The following is a 15,470-nucleotide window of genomic DNA, read 5'->3' on the forward strand; positions in this document are numbered from 1 at the left end:
TGCGTGTCGCTGGTGTCGACATCGCTGAAGGTGACCTGGCCGGTCGCCTTCTGCGCCGAGCCTGGAAGGCCATCGCCCTCCGAGACATTGCCCGACTGCGGATCGGAGGTGATCTCCGGCGCATCGTTGGTGCCGACGATGTCGATCGTCACCACCTGGGTGGCGAGGCCGCCATTGTGGTCGTCGACCTGCACCGTGAAGCTGTCGGCCAGATGCTCGCCGGCGGCGAGCGCATCGACCGCGCCGCTGTCGCTGACAGTATAGTGCCAGGTGCCGTCGGCATCGACACTGGCCGTGCCATGGCTGGCGGCGGCGCTCACCGACAGCGTGTGCGTGTCGCTGGTGTCGACATCGCTGAAGGTGACGGTGCCCGATGAGGTGCGGGCGGCGGCGTTGTCATCGCCTTCCGAAACCGTGCCGTCGTCATGCGCCGTGATGGTCGGCTTGTCGTTGGTGCCGGTGATGGTGATGACGACATCGCGGGTGACGACACCGCCATGCTGGTCGTCGAGCGTGAGGGTATAAGTTTCGTGCACGACCTGGCCGGCCGCGAGCTTGTCGAGGGCCGAATCCGCAGCAGTGAAGGTCCAGGTGACCAAGCCGCCGGAGCCCGTGCCGGTGGTATCGATGGTCTTGACTGCGTTGAGCGAGCCGAGCTGGCCGCTATAATCGGTGCCCTTGAACACCGCCGAGATCAGATGCACGTCGGTGAAGTCGACATCGCCGAAGGCGATGGTGCCGGCCGCGGTCTCGGTGGGCGTGTGGGCATCCTCAGTGACGGCGCCGACAAGCGTGGCAGCGCCAATCACCGGCTTGTCGTTGGTGCCGGTGAACTGAATAGTGGTCGTAGCCCAGCTCAGCGTGCCGTTGCCGAGTTGAATGGCGTAAGTTAGCTTGTCGGTAAGAACCTGGCCCTGCGCGAGTGACTGCAACAGCGTGTTGATATCGGCGGTGTTGTAGTGAATCGTGCCATCGCTGGCTATCCAGATCTTGGCGCCCAAGAGGCTTGTGTCGGTTGTTCCGAGGGCTCCCCCACCATCGGTGGAATATGTCGCGTCACGTGTGAGCAGATCTGCCGGTGCATATGTCTTCGTTGTGGTGGACGCACTGTCTGCGTTATCGATGGAGTAGAGCTGTTTGGCTGCGCCTCCCAGATCATTCGCCAAAACGTTCAGGACAAGGACCCCCGTTGCATCTTCCGAATAGAGGAAGGTGTCGTCCTTTGCCTGCGGTGTATTGGAGAATGACGTCGTGGTGCCGCCCGCACCGGTGACCTGAGTAGCCATTTTCAACCCCTGTTTCTGTAGCAGACGCCCCAACGCCTGTTTGTTGATAGTCCTGTACGACCACGCTCTGTCCGAGCATCGATCCCAAAGTCGCCACGCAGCTGGGTCGGAAGCGAGTGCGGCGCACCATCAGCGAGCGCGCCGACAAGAAGTGCCGGCTGGAGCTAGCGGATGATGATCGCATGATGGCGGCTGCGACGGCGTTGTCGCAGCGCTACGTCTCCCAACCCAATTGCATCGTCTAAATCGCCGGTTTCCGATCAAGAGATTTTAGACGGTGCTTATATTAGGAGATTATTAACCCTATGACACTGGAAACGTCAACGTCGTAGTTGCAAAACAGTTAATAGTTAAATGTTGAAGCAAAGCCACGGCGGCGGAAGCTGCGCCCCTCGTTGAGAAAGCGCATCAAGAACGTGTGACGCCTGTCCTATCAGCAACAATCACCACTCGCACCCAAGCAGCTACAAGAAGGCCGAGCGAGAGAACTGACATTCTCACCGACGCCATGGAGGTGAGTTTAGGCTCTCTCTCAGCGTCTGCAGGAACCCGTTCGTCCGACCGCTGCGTCCTTGGCGGGCATGAAGCAGTGCAGCCACGTGAGTCGGCGGCGACGACCAGCGCCGGGAGCATAGCCCGCAATCTCCCTGCGCCAGATCATCAACCACATTCCACTCGCTTCGCACCATGACTATACGATGGCGATCAGCGGGCGCCGCCCTTTAGCTGCGACAACTATAAGCTCCGTCCGGCTTCCTTACGCGGCGCCGGCCTGAACGCCCTCCTGTTCGAGGTGAAATGCGCACCCTAGACAACTTAAAGGCAGAGACAATTGCAGTTTGGCCTACTGCGTTTGATCCAGCATAGCTGCAGAAAGCTGTACGTTGCTTCGATGCTGGTTCCCGGTTAGCGGATGGTGCGGAGCCCGCCCGCATCCTCGGCTGCCTATCCGAGAGTTTGACTGGCGAGAGCATAGGTTGCCGGTGCATCATCGACCACAAAATCGGCGAGGCGTTTGCCCATCGACATGGTCAGCACCGTGTCGAAGACCGGCATTCCGCTGTGCGCCAGAAAGGCGGCGAATTCGCCGCTTCCCATATGCGTGTCCACCCGAAGGAAACTGCCCGAATGATCGGCGATGTGCGGCCGGACCACTGCGATGGCATCGGTATCTCGCTCAGCTAGGACCGGACCGATGACATGGCCGCGGCCGAAGGGCCGGCAGAGAGCGAAGGCCTTGAGCGCCCCGTCGCCGAAGAGCCCGTAGCCAACAGATTGTTCGAACAGCTTTTCGACAAGTGCCCCTCTATGCACCCCGAAACCGACCGCATCGAGTGCGATGATCGCCGGCAAGTGCTCGGCCAGCAGCCGACGCACCTCGCCACACTCCCTGTCTATTCCGGCCGCCGTGGCGGCGCGGGCAATGCCATGGCAGTGGTAGACGGTCTTCTCCGGCCTGAAGTCGAGCGAAAGATAGAGCCGCTTTGCCGCCCGGGTCGCATTGAGGCGCAAGTCGCGCCCGACCACGTTGTCGAAGACCCGCTTCATCAGCCACTGACCGGCTCCCAGCGTCTGTAGCCGCGGCGAGGTGATGACCATCCCTACCGTCGCGAAATCGTGGCCATGCGGGAACCACATGGCTGAGCCGAGCACCCGGCCGATCTCGTCGAGCGCAACGATCCCCCGTCCCGATTCGCGCAGGAATTGCCAGTCCTCGGCGCGATGCGGCCATCCGACGGATAGAGAGTGCGCGTGCAACCGGTCGAGTTCGACGCCTTCGATGTCGCCGATCCGCATCGAGAAGGCATCGATTTTCAAGCTTCCGGACGGCTTCAATTCCATGCCTCTGAAACATTGCCGATATGGAGAGGTCCCACAACGGCCTACCCTTCCCCTGCCGACGCTAACCAATCGGATCAATATGATCTGTTCGAAAGCCCGGCGCCAACGCAAGATTCAACTGAAACACTTCCGCTTTCGGCACGCAATCGCGAAGGAACGCTGACATTCTCGACCGTATCGGCCCGACGAACCGGAATGCCAAATGCCCAAACCCCAAAATACCTTGAGGTCTGGAATGGACGTCTTCGACATCCTCGGCCGTCTCGTCGCCTTTCCATCCGTGGCCGGCAAGCCGAACGGGGACATTGCCGGCTGGATCGAGGCCTATCTGGCGGAACAGGGAGCGAAGGTCACCTTGCTCCCGGGGCCGGAAAGCGACCGCTCCAATCTCTTTGCCACGATCGGCCCCGTAGATGTCCCCGGCTATATCCTCTCGGGCCACATGGACGTCGTTCCCGCTGGCGAGCCGCAGTGGAGTTCATCCCCTTTCGTGCTGCGTCCGGACGGCGAACGCCTCTACGGACGCGGCACCACGGATATGAAGGGCTTTCTTGCCGCTGCGCTGGCGGCGGTGCCTGCCCTGTCGCGGCTGCGCCTTGCGAGGCCGATCCACCTCGCCTTCTCCTACGACGAGGAGATTGGGTGCCGCGGCGTGCCGCATCTCATCGCCCGGCTTCCCGACCTTTGCGCAAAACCGCTCGGCGTCATCGTCGGCGAGCCGAGCTGCATGCGCGCCGTGCGCGGCCACAAGGGCAAGGCGGCCGCCCGCGTCACCATCAAGGGACGCTCCGGCCATTCCTCGCGGCCCGATCTCGGACTCAATGCCATCCATGCGATGTCCGAGGCGCTGAGCGCGGCTGTCAGCGAAGCCGAGCGACTGACGCACGGCCCGTTCGATCCAACCTTCGAGCCGCCCTACTCCTCGCTGCAGGCGGGTGTGGTGGCGGGTGGACATCAGGTCAACATCATTCCCGACACCTGCACGCTGGACCTGGAGGCGCGCGCCATACCTGGCGTCGATCCGGCGCGCCTGCTCGCGCCGGTCAAGGCGCGGGCCCAGGCCCTTGCCGCGAAGGGGTATCTTGTCGAGTGGACGCCGATGAGCGCCTATCCGGCACTGTCTTTGTCACAAGATTCAGGCTTGGTGGCTTTGCTGAGCCACCTGACCGGCGAAGCACCGCTCGCCGCCGTCAGCTATGGTACCGAGGCTGGGCTCTACCAAGCCGCCGGCATGGATGCGATCATCTGCGGTCCTGGCGATATCGGCCGCGCCCACAAGCCGGACGAGTATATTCTCGCCAGCGAACTCACTGCCTGCCAGCTTATGATCGAAGCGCTGGCTGTGCATTGCGCCGCCTGAAGGGGAACCGGATGACATTCCTGTTCAATTCCGATGCGCGGCGCGGCGCGATCTTTGCCGAAGCCTTCGCCAAGGAACTGCCCGACCTCCCTTTCGCGATGAATGCCGCGACGGTCGATGCCGACGCGGTGCGTTATCTCATCACCTGGACGGTGCCGGATAATCTCGCCCGCTACCGGAACCTGGAGCTCCTGTTCTCCCTTGGTGCCGGCGTCGACCAGTTTCGCTTCGATGCGGTGCCCGCGACGGTGAAGATCGTGCGCATGGTCGAGGAAGGCATCGTGCGCATGATGCAGGAGTACGTATCGCTGGCCGTACTTGCGCTGCACCGCAACCTGCCCGCCTATCTGGCGCGGCAGCGGGCCGGTCAATGGCTGGATATCCCGCAGATCCAGGCCGCCTCGCGCCGGATCGGCGTGCTCGGTCTCGGGCAGCTCGGTCAGGCGGTCCTCGACCGGCTGAAACCCTTCGGCTTCCCGCTCGCCGGCTGGAGCCGTTCGCCGCGTCAGATCGACGGCGTGACCTGCCACCATGGCGAGGTTGGGCTGGAGACGATGCTGGCGGCCAGCGACATATTGATCTGCCTGCTGCCGCTGACCGAAGACACGCGCGGATTTCTCGATGCCGATCTGTTCGTCAAATTACCGGAGGGCGCGGCTCTCGTTCACACAGGCCGAGGGCCGCAGCTCGACCATCAGGCGCTTGTCGCCGCGCTCGAGAGCGGCCACCTTTCGGCGGCGATAATCGACGTGACCGATCCCGAACCGCTGCCCGCGAACCATCCGTTCTGGTCGCATCCGAAGATCATCCTCACCCCGCATGTCGCGAGCGTCACCCAGCCGGAGACCGCGGCACGCGCCGTTATCGACAACATCCGGCGCCACCGTGCCGGCCTTGAGCCGATCGGGCTCGTCGACCGGTCGCGCGGCTATTGAAGTCCAACCAGAAAGGCCATCCCTTGTCCCTGCTCAAGACCGTCGATACCAACCCAACCTTTTCGCCGCGCGAATCCAGGGCGCTGCCAGAGCGGCTGATCGCCGGCGACCCTGCCTTCAAGACCTGGGCGCAGGATGTCGCCAAGGGCGATCTCGTCCGTACCGGCGTCTGGGAGGCGACGCCGGGTGAGACGCGCTCGATCAAGGGGGAGACTTTCGAGTTCTGCCACATTCTCTCCGGCGTGATCGAGATCATACCGGACGCCGGCGAGAGGGTGACCTACCGCGCCGGCGACAGCTTCGTCATGAAGCCCGGCTTCACCGGCGTCTGGAAAACCATCGAAACGGTGCGCAAGATCTACGTGACCGTCGGATAGCGAGGCACGTCCCCGCGCGAAAGATTTTGCCGTCCCTCATCCCTGGCACGCAACATTCGTCGGTGGCGGAACGCCGAACAGCGCATGCTGCGTGGCGCCACGCGCTAGGCTCCATCCGGTGCCGCAGAGTGGTTGTCGATGAGCCTGAGCTTCGATCCCGATACAATTCCCCTCCCCGTCGGCCATTTCATTGGCGGGGAACTGATCCCGGCCGGGGGCGGGATCGAGATGCGTCGCCCGTCGGACGGCAAATCCTATACGGACTGCCCCGTAGCCGGCCCTGACTTGATCGACCGAGCGGTGGACAGTGCAAAGGCTGCGCTGACGGCCAGCAACTGGGGCGGCGTCCGGCCACGCGAGCGCACCAGGGCACTCCAGGCCTGGGCCGATCTGATCGAAGCGGAAGCGGCAACGCTGGCCAGGATAGAGGCACTGAGCTCGACCCGACCCGTCGGCCAGCTTGTCGCTGGCGATATCGCGATCACCGCCGAGCAGATCCGCTTCTTCGCCGAGTTCGCCGACAAGGAAGGCAGCGAGCTCGTGCCGACCGACGATGCCAGTCTCGGCATGATCATGAGCGAGCCCTATGGCGTGGTCGGCGCGATCACGCCCTGGAACTTTCCCATCTCGATGGCCGGATGGAAGCTCGGTCCGGCACTGGCCGCTGGCAACGCGGTTGTCCTGAAACCGTCCGAGATGACGCCCTTTTCGGCAGTCTACATGGCTCAACTCGCCGTCAGGGCGGGTCTGCCGGCGGGACTCATAAACGTCGTGCTCGGCGACGGTCCAACGACCGGCACGGCACTGACCGGCCATCGCGACATCGCCAAGATCTCCTTCACCGGCTCGACCCGCGCCGGGTCGGCCATTATGGAGAATATCGCCCGCACCGGCGTCAAGCCAATGACGCTTGAACTCGGCGGCAAGAGCCCGCAGCTCGTCTTTGCCGATGCCGATCTCGACAAGGCGGCGGCAGCGATCGCCGGCAGCGTCACCTTCAACGCCGGCCAAGCTTGCGTCGCCGGCACGCGCCTGATCGCCGAGAAGAGCGTGGCCGACAGGCTGACGGCCGCGATCCTGCAACGGATGAAGATGGTGCGGCCGGGCCCTACCTGGGACGACGCGACGCAGTATTCGCCAATCATTTCGGAACGGCAGCGGGCGCGTGTCGACGGCATCGTGCAGGCTGCGGTCGAAGCCGGCGGCGTATGCCTGACCGGCGGCGGCGTCATGGACAGCCCCGGCTATTTCTACCAGCCGACGCTGATCGCTGACGTAGACAAGGCCAATCCCGCGATCGTTGAGGAAATCTTCGGCCCGGTCCTGACCGTCCAGACCTTCGAAACCGAGGAAGAAGCGCTGGCGCTGGCCAGCCATCCGATCTATGGGCTGGCTTCCGGCCTGTTCACGTCAGACCTGTCCCGCACCATCCGCTTCGCTCGCAAGCTTGAGGCGGGCACCGTCTGGGTCAACCGTTACAGCCGCTCGCGCGACCATATCCTGCCAACCGGGGGCTACAAGCGCTCCGGCATCGGCAAGGACCTCGGCCGCGAAGCCTACCTCGCCAATCGCAGGACCAAGAGCGTCCTGATCAGCCTCTAGAGAGATGCCGATGAAGTCCTATTCGATCGCCCTGATCCCCGGTGATGGCATCGGCCGCGATGTGACCGCGGCCGCCTGGTCCGTGCTGCAGACGGCGGCCAATCACGCCGGCTTTGCCCTGGCCGAAACCGAATTCCCCTGGTCCTGCAAATTCTACAAGGACACCGGCCGCATGATGCCGGACAACGGCATCGAAACCCTGCGCGGCTTTGACGCCATCCTTCTCGGCGCCGTCGGCTGGCCGGTGGAGGTGCCAGATTCCGTCTCGCTGCACGGCCTGTTGCTGCCGATCCGCAAGGCATTCGTGCAATACGCCAACATCCGGCCGCACCGCCTGCTGCCGGGCGTCACGGGACCGCTGCGGGCCGAAAGCTTCGACATATTGTGCATCCGCGAGAACACCGAAGGCGAATATTCGGGCGCCGGTGGGCGCGTGCATCAAGGCACGCTGGACGAGGTGGCGGTGGAGACCTCGATCTTCACCCGCGCCGGCGTCGAGCGCATCCTGCGCTTCGGCTTCGAGCAGGCACGGGCGCGGCACGGCAGACTGGCCTCCGTCACCAAGTCCAACGCACAGAAATATTCTATGGTGTTCTGGGACGAGATCACGCGAAAGCTGGCAGCGGACTATCCTGATGTCACTGTCACTAGGTATCACGTCGACGCGCTCGCCGCGCGTATGATCATGGCGCCCGAGACCCTCGACGTGGTCGTCGCCTCGAACCTGTTCGGCGACATACTGACCGACATCGGCGCGGCGATCCAGGGCGGGCTCGGCTACGCCGCCTCCGCCAACATCAATCCTGACCGTTCGGCGCCGTCGATGTTCGAGCCGGTGCACGGCTCGGCGCCCGACATCGCGCATCTCGGTATCGCCAACCCGATCGCTACCATCTGGTCCGGCGCGATGATGCTCGAACATCTCGGCGAAACAGCCGCCGCCGGTCGAGTTATGAAAGCCATCGAAGCGACTACCGCGCGCGGCATTGGCACCATTCCCGGCAAGGATCGAACGGAGACCATCACGGCCGCCGTCAACGCCGCTCTCACCTGATTGCAAGGTCGTTTCCGATGAAAAGCCTGAACGATAAAAGTCTGTTTCGCGAAGCCGGCCTGATCGGCGGCAAGTGGGTTGCTGCCGGCTCCTGCAAGACGGTCGATGTACTCGACCCGGCGACCCAGTCGGCAATCGGCACAGTGCCCGACATGGCCGGTCCGGAGACCCATGCAGCGATAGAGGCCGCCGCATCCGCCTATGTGGATTGGAGGAAGAAGACCAACGCCGAGCGCGCCGGCCTGCTAGAGGCCTGGCATGGGCTGATGCTTGCGCATCTGGACGATCTCGCGCTGATCCTGACGACCGAACAGGGCAAGCCGCTGGACGAGGCCAAGGGCGAGATCCGCTACGGAGCCTCCTTCGTAAAATGGTTCGCGGAAGAAGCGCGCCGCATCAACGGCCATACCATCCCCTCGCCGACCCCAGACCGCCGCATCATCGTGCTGAAGGAACCGGTAGGCGTTTGCGGCATCATCACGCCGTGGAACTTTCCCAACGCAATGATCACCCGCAAGGTCGCGCCGGCGCTGGCCGCAGGCTGCACCGTGGTCATCAAGCCATCCGAGTTCACGCCCTATTCGGCGCTGGCCCTCGGCCTGCTCGCCGAACGGGCGGGCATCCCTGCCGGCGTCATCAACATCGTCACCGGCATGCCAGCGGAAATCGGCAACGAAATCATGGGCAATGAGACGGTGCGCAAGATCTCCTTCACCGGCTCGACACGGGTCGGCTCGCTGCTGATGCGCGGGGCCGCCGACAGCGTGAAGCGACTCAGCCTCGAACTCGGAGGCAACGCCCCCTTCATCGTCTTCGACGACGCCGATCTCGACCTAGCCATCGAGGGCACGCTGGTCTCGAAGTTCCGCAACGGCGGCCAGACGTGCGTCTGCGCCAACCGCATCCTCGTCCAGACCGGGGTCTACGAGACCTTCGCCGCGAAGCTCTCCGCCCGCGTCAACGCCATGACGGTGGGGCCGGGCACACAGCCCGGCGTCGTCATCGGACCGATGATCAACATGGCGGCGGTCGAGAAAATCAACCGCCACGTCGCGGACGCGCTCGCCAAGGGTGCTGCGATCGTCACCGAGAAGCAGGCCCTACCGAAAGGATCTCAGTATGTCGCGCCGCTCGTGCTGACGGGCGCCACAAAGGACATGCAGCTTGCCGGCGAGGAAACGTTCGGCCCAGTCGCGCCGCTTTTCCGCTTCGAGACGGAAGAGGAAGCGATCGCGCTGGCCAACGGCACACCCTACGGACTTGCCTCCTACTTCTACACCGAGAATTTGAAACGCGCCTGGCGCGTCGGCGAGGCGTTGGAGTTCGGCATGGTGGGCTTGAACACAGGCTCGGTCTCGATGGAGGTGGCACCCTTCGGCGGCGTCAAGCAGTCCGGCCTCGGCCGCGAAGGCGCGCAGGCCGGCATCGAGGAATATCTCGAGCTGAAAAGCTTCCATATGGGCGGGCTGGGCTAAACCCCATCCGCCGGATCAGTGATCACTGGATCCGGTCGAGCGCCTTGTAGTAGAGGCCGACCATCGGCAGGAACCACGGCTTGCCTGAATAGCCTGGAATGGCAGGCCACTCGAGCCCCTTCAGCGGATTGCGGTCCTCGCGGCCAAGCATGGCATCGGCCAGGATCATGCCGAGCTGGGTGGAAAGCTGCGCGCCATGACCGGAATAGCCCATCGCGTACCACACCCCGTCATGGTAGCCGGCGCGCGGGAAACGGTCCTTGGTCATGTCGACCAGCCCGCCCCAGCAATAGTCGATCTCGACCCTGGCGAGCTGCGGGAAGATGGCCGCCAGGCTTGCCCGCAATATCTGACCGCTCCTGGCGTCGGAGCGCTGGTCCGACGTCGCCGAGAAGCGTGCGCGGCCGCCGAAGATCAACCGGTTGTCGGGCGAAAGCCGGAAGTAGTTGCCGATGTTCATCGAGTTCACGCATGTCCGGTTGCCCGGCATGGTCGCGGCGATCTCGGTGTCGCTCAAGGGCCGCGTGGCGATGATGAAGCTGCCGACCGAAATGATCCTGCGGCGGAAATAGCCGAAATTCGGCGTCGTATAGGCACCGGTCGCCACCAGCACGGCGTCGGCGCTGATGCGACCCCGCGACGTGGTCAACTCATGCCGCTTGCCGGCCTGCTTGTGATCGGTCACCGCAGCGTTCTCGTGGATAACGGCGCCGTGGCGCGCGGCTGCCGTGGCGAGACCCGCCACATAGCGGCCCATATGCATCATGGCGCTCTTCTTCGACAGCATCGCGCCATGGAAAGGCGAGCCGATCTCCGATTTGAGATCGGCCGCTGACAGCAGCGCCGTATCCGGATCCACCTCGGAATGGATCGCTTCGAAGTTGCGGGCGATCGAACCAAAATGCTGCGGCTTAGAGGCTAGCTTCAGCTTGCCGGCGCGGCGGAAGTTGCAATCAATGCCTTCCTCGGCGACCAGCGCCTCGATGGTGTCGACGGACTCGTCCAGCGCCCGGTAGATCGCGATCGCGCGTTCCTTTCCGAGTTCCGCCTTGGCCGAGAGGTAGCTGTGGGCAAGTCCATTGTTTAGATGTCCGCCATTGCGCCCGGATGCACCCCAGCCCACGCGCTCCGCTTCCACCACCACCACCTTGGCGCCGGCCTTCGCCAATTGGCGGGCGGCGGCGAGTCCGGTGAAGCCGCCGCCGACGATGGCGGCATCGTAGTGACCCTCGACCGGGCCTTGCGCCGCGCCGGCAAAGACGGGGGCAGTGTCGTGCCAGTAGGAGACCAGCTTCATCGGCAATCCGCCTGTTTTAGAGACCGACCACGCCTGGAAGGCCTGAAATATCCGGTATCTCGACATAGCCATAATAGGGGTTGGCTGGTTCGTGGCCGCGGTTGACCCAGACCTTGTTCTTGATGCCGAGATCGTGCGCCGACATCAGGTCGTAGCGGAACGAGGACGAGCAGTGAAGGATATCCTCCGGGCCGCAGCCCAACATGTCGAGCATGTACTCGAAGGCTTTGAAGCGGGGCTTATAGGCCTGCGCCTGCTCGGCCGTATACACGGCATGGAAGGGCGCGCCGAGCTTTTCGACATTGGACATGATCTGCGCGTTCATCGCGTTGGACAGGATGACCAGCGGAATTTCCTTGGCGACCTTCGCCAAGCCCGCGGGGACATCGGCGTGAGGTCCCCATGTCGGCACGCGCTCATAGACCATCCTGGCGTCGTCCGGGCTGAAGGCGACGCCGTTGCGCTTGCAAGCGCGCTCGAGCGCATTGTGGACGACGTCGGCATAAGGTTTCCAGTCGCCCAGAATTTCATCCAGCCGGTACGCCGCGAAATTCTTAATGAACTCCTGCATGCGCGGCTCGTCGAGCCGGCTGCCGTAGAGATCGCGCGCCGCTTCCGCCATCTGGAAAAAGGTCAACGTGCCGTAGCAGTCGAAGGTGATGTATTTGGGCCTGAAGGAAGCCATGTCCGTCGATCTCCGGTGGAAGCACATCCGCGCTGGGATGTATTTCATCATAGAGCGGCACGCGGCGACCCACCTGACCGAAATAGGCCTTCTGAAAGCAGAAAGTTCCGTATCCGCCATCCGGTTTGGCACGCTGTGGCATCTGGCGTGCCGATTGCGGCGCCGCGCACGGCGTGAGGCGCCCCCGCCGTGGATGACGCCAGCACAAGATGCGGCGCACCGCTTACGCTACGGCGAAAGATACTGTCGAAGCCAAAGCCTTCAGATGATCTGCGGCGAGCCGATGGTCGAAACTTGTCGTCAGACGGAAGGATGCCTCATGCCGCAGGGCGACATCGAACTCCGGGCCTTCGGGCCCGACCATATCGAGGGAGCCGTAGTGCTTTCTCGCCAGGAGAATTGGCCACATCGCCCGCAGGACTGGCAGATGGCCCTGCAGCTCTCGAACGGCGCGGTTGCGCTCGACGATCAGGGCCGCGTCACCGGAACTATCCTGGTAACGCCCTACGGCGCAGATTGCGCCATGATCAACATGGTGATCGTCGACAGGACTGTGCGCGGCAAGGGGCTTGGGCGCCGGCTCATGGATCGGGCCTTCGCCCTTGCCGGTGACCGTCCGCTGCGGCTCGTCGCCACAGCGGACGGCATGCCTCTTTATGAAAAGCTCGGCTTTGTGCCGTCCGGTACGATCCGGCAACATCAAGGTAGCGTTGCCAAGCTTGGTGCGCAAGGCGACGTGGAAGCTGCGGACGCCGCCGATCTCCGGGAAATCAAGGCGCTGGACCGCGACGCCTATGGCGCCGACCGTGGAGCTCTAATCGATGCGCTGGCCGAGCGCGGCCAATTCGCCGTCATCCGCCGCGACGGCGCCATCGGGGCCTATGCCGCGATCCGGCCGTTCGGACGCGGCGAGGTGATTGGTCCAGTCATCGCGGGAAGTATCGATGAGGCAAAGGCCCTGATCGGCTTCTTCGCCGCCGCGCGCGCCGGTGCCTTCCTGCGCGTGGATACCGACAGCGGAACCGGCATCGCCGGCTGGCTCGAGGAAATCGGCCTTACCCATGTCGGCGGCGGCGTAGCCATGGACCGTCCGCCCAAGACGGTCGCGGAACAGGCCAGGCCAAAAGTTTACGCCCTCGCCAACCAAGCGCTAGGATAGTCGGAGAACAACAATGCTCGCCAATTCCCTGATCGAACTCGATCGCGCCCATCTCATCCACCCAGTCTCTTCATACCGTGGTCATGAGGCGCACGGCGTGCGCGTGTTGAAATCGGCGAAGGGCGCGACCGTGACCGATGCGTCCGGCCGGCAACTTCTCGACGGTTTCGCGGGGCTGTGGTGTGTCAATGCCGGCTACGGCCATGACAGCATCGTCGAGGCGGCCGCCCGGCAGATGCGAGAGCTTCCCTACGCCACCGCCTATTTCGGCCTCGGCTCTGAACCGGCGATCCGCCTCGCCTCGGAACTGGCCGAGCGCGCGCCCGGGGATCTGAACCACGTCTATTTTACTCTTGGTGGATCGGACGCGGTCGACAGCACGATCCGGTTCGTCCGCTACTACTGGAATGCCAGGGCCGAGCCAAAACGCGATCAGTTCATTTCCATCGAGCAGGGTTATCACGGCTCGTCGGTGGTTGGCGCGGGCCTGACCGCCCTGCCCGCCTTTCACGCCGGTTTCGGCATTCCCTTTGAGTGGCAGCACAAGATCCCCTCCCCCTATCCATACCGCAACCCGGTCGGCGAGGACGGCAAAGCGATCATCGCCGCATCGCTCGCCACGCTGAAGGCCAAGATCGAGGAGATCGGGCCGGAGCGGGTCGCCGCCTTCTATGCCGAGCCGATCCAGGGCTCGGGTGGCGTCATCGTTCCACCGAAAGGCTGGATCAAGGCGATACGCGAACTCTGCCGGGAGTACGGCATCCTGTTCATCGCCGATGAGGTGATCACCGGTTTCGGCCGCACGGGGCCCTTGTTCGCCTGCACCGATGAGGACATCGTTCCCGATTTCATGACGACGGCGAAGGGTCTGACCTCGGGCTATGTTCCCATGGGCGCCGTCTTCATGGCCGATCATGTCTACGACGTCATCGCCGATGGCGCGGGCGCCTCGGCCGTCGGTCACGGCTACACTTATTCCGCCCATCCCGTCAGCGCCGCCGTCGCGCTCGAGGTGCTGAAGCTCTACGAAGACGGCCTTCTGGAGAATGGCATCAACGCCGGCGCCCGCCTGATGGCAGGACTGGCAAGCCTGAGCGGCCACCCCCTCGTCGGCGACGTGCGCGGCCGCGGCATGCTTGCAGCGGTCGAACTGGTGACTGACAAGCAGAAGAAAACACCGCTTCCCGCGTCGGCCATGCCGGCGCGGCGGGTCTTCGACAGGGCGTGGGACAATGGCCTCATCATCCGTGCCTTCGCGCATGGGGTCCTCGGCTATGCGCCGCCGCTGTGCTGTACCGACAGCGATATCGATGCGATCATCGAGCGCACGCGCCGGACGCTCGACCAGACGCTGGACGATCCCGATGTCCGCCAGGCCCTGGCATGACGGCAGACGAATACCCTGTGTTTCGAAATAGCGCCGGGGCAGACCATTTCGCAATTTTGTGCCGCCTCCTCACGCCTTTTCGGCGAATCCAGCGCGGGGGAAGTGCCAGACTGCTGAGAAGACAAGGCCAGAAAGCCCGGATTTCCAGGCCTTCAAAAGAGACCGACGCCCCGGACAGCACGGAATTTTGTTCTGTCCAACACGTGCAATTCGGCCGCATGCAGAGGAGACCCAGTCTTGGCCAGGGGCTTTAGCGAGTTCAAATACATGACCTTCGATGTCGTCGGCACGCTGATCGACTTCGAAGGCGGGATCACGACCTGCCTGGCGCAAATTGCCGCCGAGGCCGGCGTTTCGGTCGATGGCGAGGAGGCGCTGGCCCTTTACCGGCAGGCCCGCTACATGCCCGATGCGAGCCTGTTTCCCGACGATCTCGTGCGTGTCTACACGGTCATCGCGCCGCGTCTCGGCCTCCCTCCCGAGGAGAAATACGGTGTGCGCCTGAGGGACTCCGCCCGTGCATGGCAAGGCTTTGCTGACAGCGCGGCGGCATTGGCGGACCTTGCGAAGTCGCACAGATTGATCGCCATGACCAATGCCCGGCGCTGGGCGCTCGATCATTTCGAGAAGCAACTCGGTTCGCCCTTTTTCGCCACCTTCACGGCCGATGATACAGGTACGGAAAAACCGGACCCGGCCTTCTTTCAGAAGGTTTTCGATTTCGTGGCCTCAAGGGACGACAGCAAGGACGACATCCTCCACGTGGCGCAAAGCCAGTACCACGACATCGGCATATCCCGGGCGCTTGGCATGACCAATTGCTGGATCGAGCGCCGGCATGCCCAGAAGGGTTACGGCGGCACGATCGAGCCCGAGCGTTTCACCGCGCCTGACTACCACTTCACGTCAATGGCGGCCCTTGCCGCCGCCGTGCGGGAAAGCCTGAAGGAACGAACCTGAGCCCAAGCCCGGAAAGCCGCAGCAAGACGAGCATCCCGGAAAAACAAACAG

General features: G+C 63.6%; 13 protein-coding genes. 9 read left to right on the plus strand and 4 right to left on the minus strand.

The window, feature by feature from the left end; translation table 11 throughout:
• Both FJ492_RS13295 and FJ492_RS13300 read right to left on the minus strand, forming a co-directional pair.
• Nucleotides 1-1,286 (minus strand): VCBS domain-containing protein (locus FJ492_RS13295; protein ID WP_210241536.1); only part of this gene is annotated, 1,286 nt, incomplete at its 3' end.
• A 945-nt stretch (nucleotides 1,287-2,231) separates the two neighbouring features.
• Nucleotides 2,232-3,128, minus strand: a complete 897-nt coding sequence (locus FJ492_RS13300; RefSeq protein WP_140770272.1) for a GNAT family N-acetyltransferase — start codon at nucleotides 3,126-3,128, stop codon at nucleotides 2,232-2,234.
• A gap of 235 nt (nucleotides 3,129-3,363) precedes the next feature.
• On the opposite strand from FJ492_RS13300, the gene argE reads away from it, so the two are divergent.
• The 6 genes from argE (at nucleotide 3,364) to FJ492_RS13330 (ending at nucleotide 9,931) form a co-directional block, all read left to right on the plus strand.
• Nucleotides 3,364-4,488 (plus strand): acetylornithine deacetylase, encoded by a 1,125-nt coding sequence (gene argE, locus FJ492_RS13305; RefSeq protein WP_140504393.1) that lies wholly within the window; start codon nucleotides 3,364-3,366, stop codon nucleotides 4,486-4,488.
• Nucleotides 4,489-4,499: 11 nt separating this feature from the next.
• The gene (locus tag FJ492_RS13310; protein WP_140504395.1) at nucleotides 4,500-5,423 is read left to right on the plus strand and encodes a glyoxylate/hydroxypyruvate reductase A; all 924 of its coding nucleotides are present in this window, start codon (nucleotides 4,500-4,502) and stop codon (nucleotides 5,421-5,423) included.
• Between the two features lie 23 nt (nucleotides 5,424-5,446).
• Nucleotides 5,447-5,800 (plus strand): cupin domain-containing protein, encoded by a 354-nt coding sequence (locus tag FJ492_RS13315; RefSeq protein ID WP_140713581.1) that lies wholly within the window; start codon nucleotides 5,447-5,449, stop codon nucleotides 5,798-5,800.
• Nucleotides 5,801-5,938: 138 nt separating this feature from the next.
• Complete coding sequence (locus FJ492_RS13320; protein ID WP_140770274.1) at nucleotides 5,939-7,402, plus strand: aldehyde dehydrogenase family protein; 1,464 nt, start codon at nucleotides 5,939-5,941, stop codon at nucleotides 7,400-7,402.
• A gap of 10 nt (nucleotides 7,403-7,412) precedes the next feature.
• Nucleotides 7,413-8,456 (plus strand): tartrate dehydrogenase, encoded by a 1,044-nt coding sequence (locus FJ492_RS13325; RefSeq protein ID WP_140770276.1) that lies wholly within the window; start codon nucleotides 7,413-7,415, stop codon nucleotides 8,454-8,456.
• 17 nt (nucleotides 8,457-8,473) lie between these two features.
• Nucleotides 8,474-9,931 (plus strand): NAD-dependent succinate-semialdehyde dehydrogenase, encoded by a 1,458-nt coding sequence (locus tag FJ492_RS13330; RefSeq protein ID WP_140770278.1) that lies wholly within the window; start codon nucleotides 8,474-8,476, stop codon nucleotides 9,929-9,931.
• Nucleotides 9,932-9,953: 22 nt separating this feature from the next.
• On the opposite strand, the gene FJ492_RS13335 is transcribed toward FJ492_RS13330, so the two are convergent.
• Nucleotides 9,954-11,228 (minus strand): FAD-binding oxidoreductase, encoded by a 1,275-nt coding sequence (locus FJ492_RS13335; RefSeq protein WP_140770280.1) that lies wholly within the window; start codon nucleotides 11,226-11,228, stop codon nucleotides 9,954-9,956.
• 16 nt (nucleotides 11,229-11,244) lie between these two features.
• Nucleotides 11,245-11,913: a haloacid dehalogenase type II gene (locus tag FJ492_RS13340; RefSeq protein WP_140770282.1), complete on the minus strand. Its 669-nt coding sequence runs from the start codon at nucleotides 11,911-11,913 to the stop codon at nucleotides 11,245-11,247.
• Nucleotides 11,914-12,232: 319 nt separating this feature from the next.
• Between FJ492_RS13340 and FJ492_RS13345 the strand changes: the two genes are divergently transcribed.
• The 3 genes from FJ492_RS13345 to FJ492_RS13355 all read left to right on the plus strand — a co-directional run bounded on the left by FJ492_RS13345 (nucleotide 12,233) and on the right by FJ492_RS13355 (nucleotide 15,419).
• Nucleotides 12,233-13,072, plus strand: a complete 840-nt coding sequence (locus FJ492_RS13345) for a GNAT family N-acetyltransferase (protein ID WP_140770284.1) — start codon at nucleotides 12,233-12,235, stop codon at nucleotides 13,070-13,072.
• Nucleotides 13,073-13,085: 13 nt separating this feature from the next.
• Nucleotides 13,086-14,459 carry an aspartate aminotransferase family protein gene (locus FJ492_RS13350; RefSeq protein ID WP_140770286.1) on the plus strand — a complete coding sequence of 458 codons (1,374 nt, stop codon included), beginning with the start codon at nucleotides 13,086-13,088 and terminating at the stop codon, nucleotides 14,457-14,459.
• Between the two features lie 237 nt (nucleotides 14,460-14,696).
• A complete protein-coding gene (locus FJ492_RS13355) occupies nucleotides 14,697-15,419 on the plus strand; it encodes an HAD-IA family hydrolase (RefSeq protein ID WP_140504411.1) in 723 nt (240 codons plus the stop codon).
• The last annotated feature ends 51 nt before the right edge of the window (nucleotides 15,420-15,470 follow it).

It is taken from the genome of Mesorhizobium sp. B2-5-4, from assembly GCF_006441095.1.
In the GTDB taxonomy this organism is placed as follows: domain Bacteria; phylum Pseudomonadota; class Alphaproteobacteria; order Rhizobiales; family Rhizobiaceae; genus Mesorhizobium; species Mesorhizobium salmacidum.

Bases quoted from the DNA above. Each gene is read 5' to 3' on its own strand.
- FJ492_RS13300 (WP_140770272.1), bottom strand. From the start codon at position 3,128: ATGGAATTGAAGCCGTCCGGAAGCTTGAAAATCGATGCCTTCTCGATG.
- argE (WP_140504393.1), top strand. From the start codon at position 3,364: ATGGACGTCTTCGACATCCTCGGCCGTCTCGTCGCCTTTCCATCCGTG.
- FJ492_RS13310 (WP_140504395.1), top strand. From the start codon at position 4,500: ATGACATTCCTGTTCAATTCCGATGCGCGGCGCGGCGCGATCTTTGCC.
- FJ492_RS13320 (WP_140770274.1), top strand. From the start codon at position 5,939: ATGAGCCTGAGCTTCGATCCCGATACAATTCCCCTCCCCGTCGGCCAT.
- FJ492_RS13325 (WP_140770276.1), top strand. From the start codon at position 7,413: ATGAAGTCCTATTCGATCGCCCTGATCCCCGGTGATGGCATCGGCCGC.
- FJ492_RS13330 (WP_140770278.1), top strand. From the start codon at position 8,474: ATGAAAAGCCTGAACGATAAAAGTCTGTTTCGCGAAGCCGGCCTGATC.
- FJ492_RS13335 (WP_140770280.1), bottom strand. From the start codon at position 11,228: ATGAAGCTGGTCTCCTACTGGCACGACACTGCCCCCGTCTTTGCCGGC.
- FJ492_RS13340 (WP_140770282.1), bottom strand. From the start codon at position 11,913: ATGGCTTCCTTCAGGCCCAAATACATCACCTTCGACTGCTACGGCACG.
- FJ492_RS13345 (WP_140770284.1), top strand. From the start codon at position 12,233: ATGCCGCAGGGCGACATCGAACTCCGGGCCTTCGGGCCCGACCATATC.
- FJ492_RS13350 (WP_140770286.1), top strand. From the start codon at position 13,086: ATGCTCGCCAATTCCCTGATCGAACTCGATCGCGCCCATCTCATCCAC.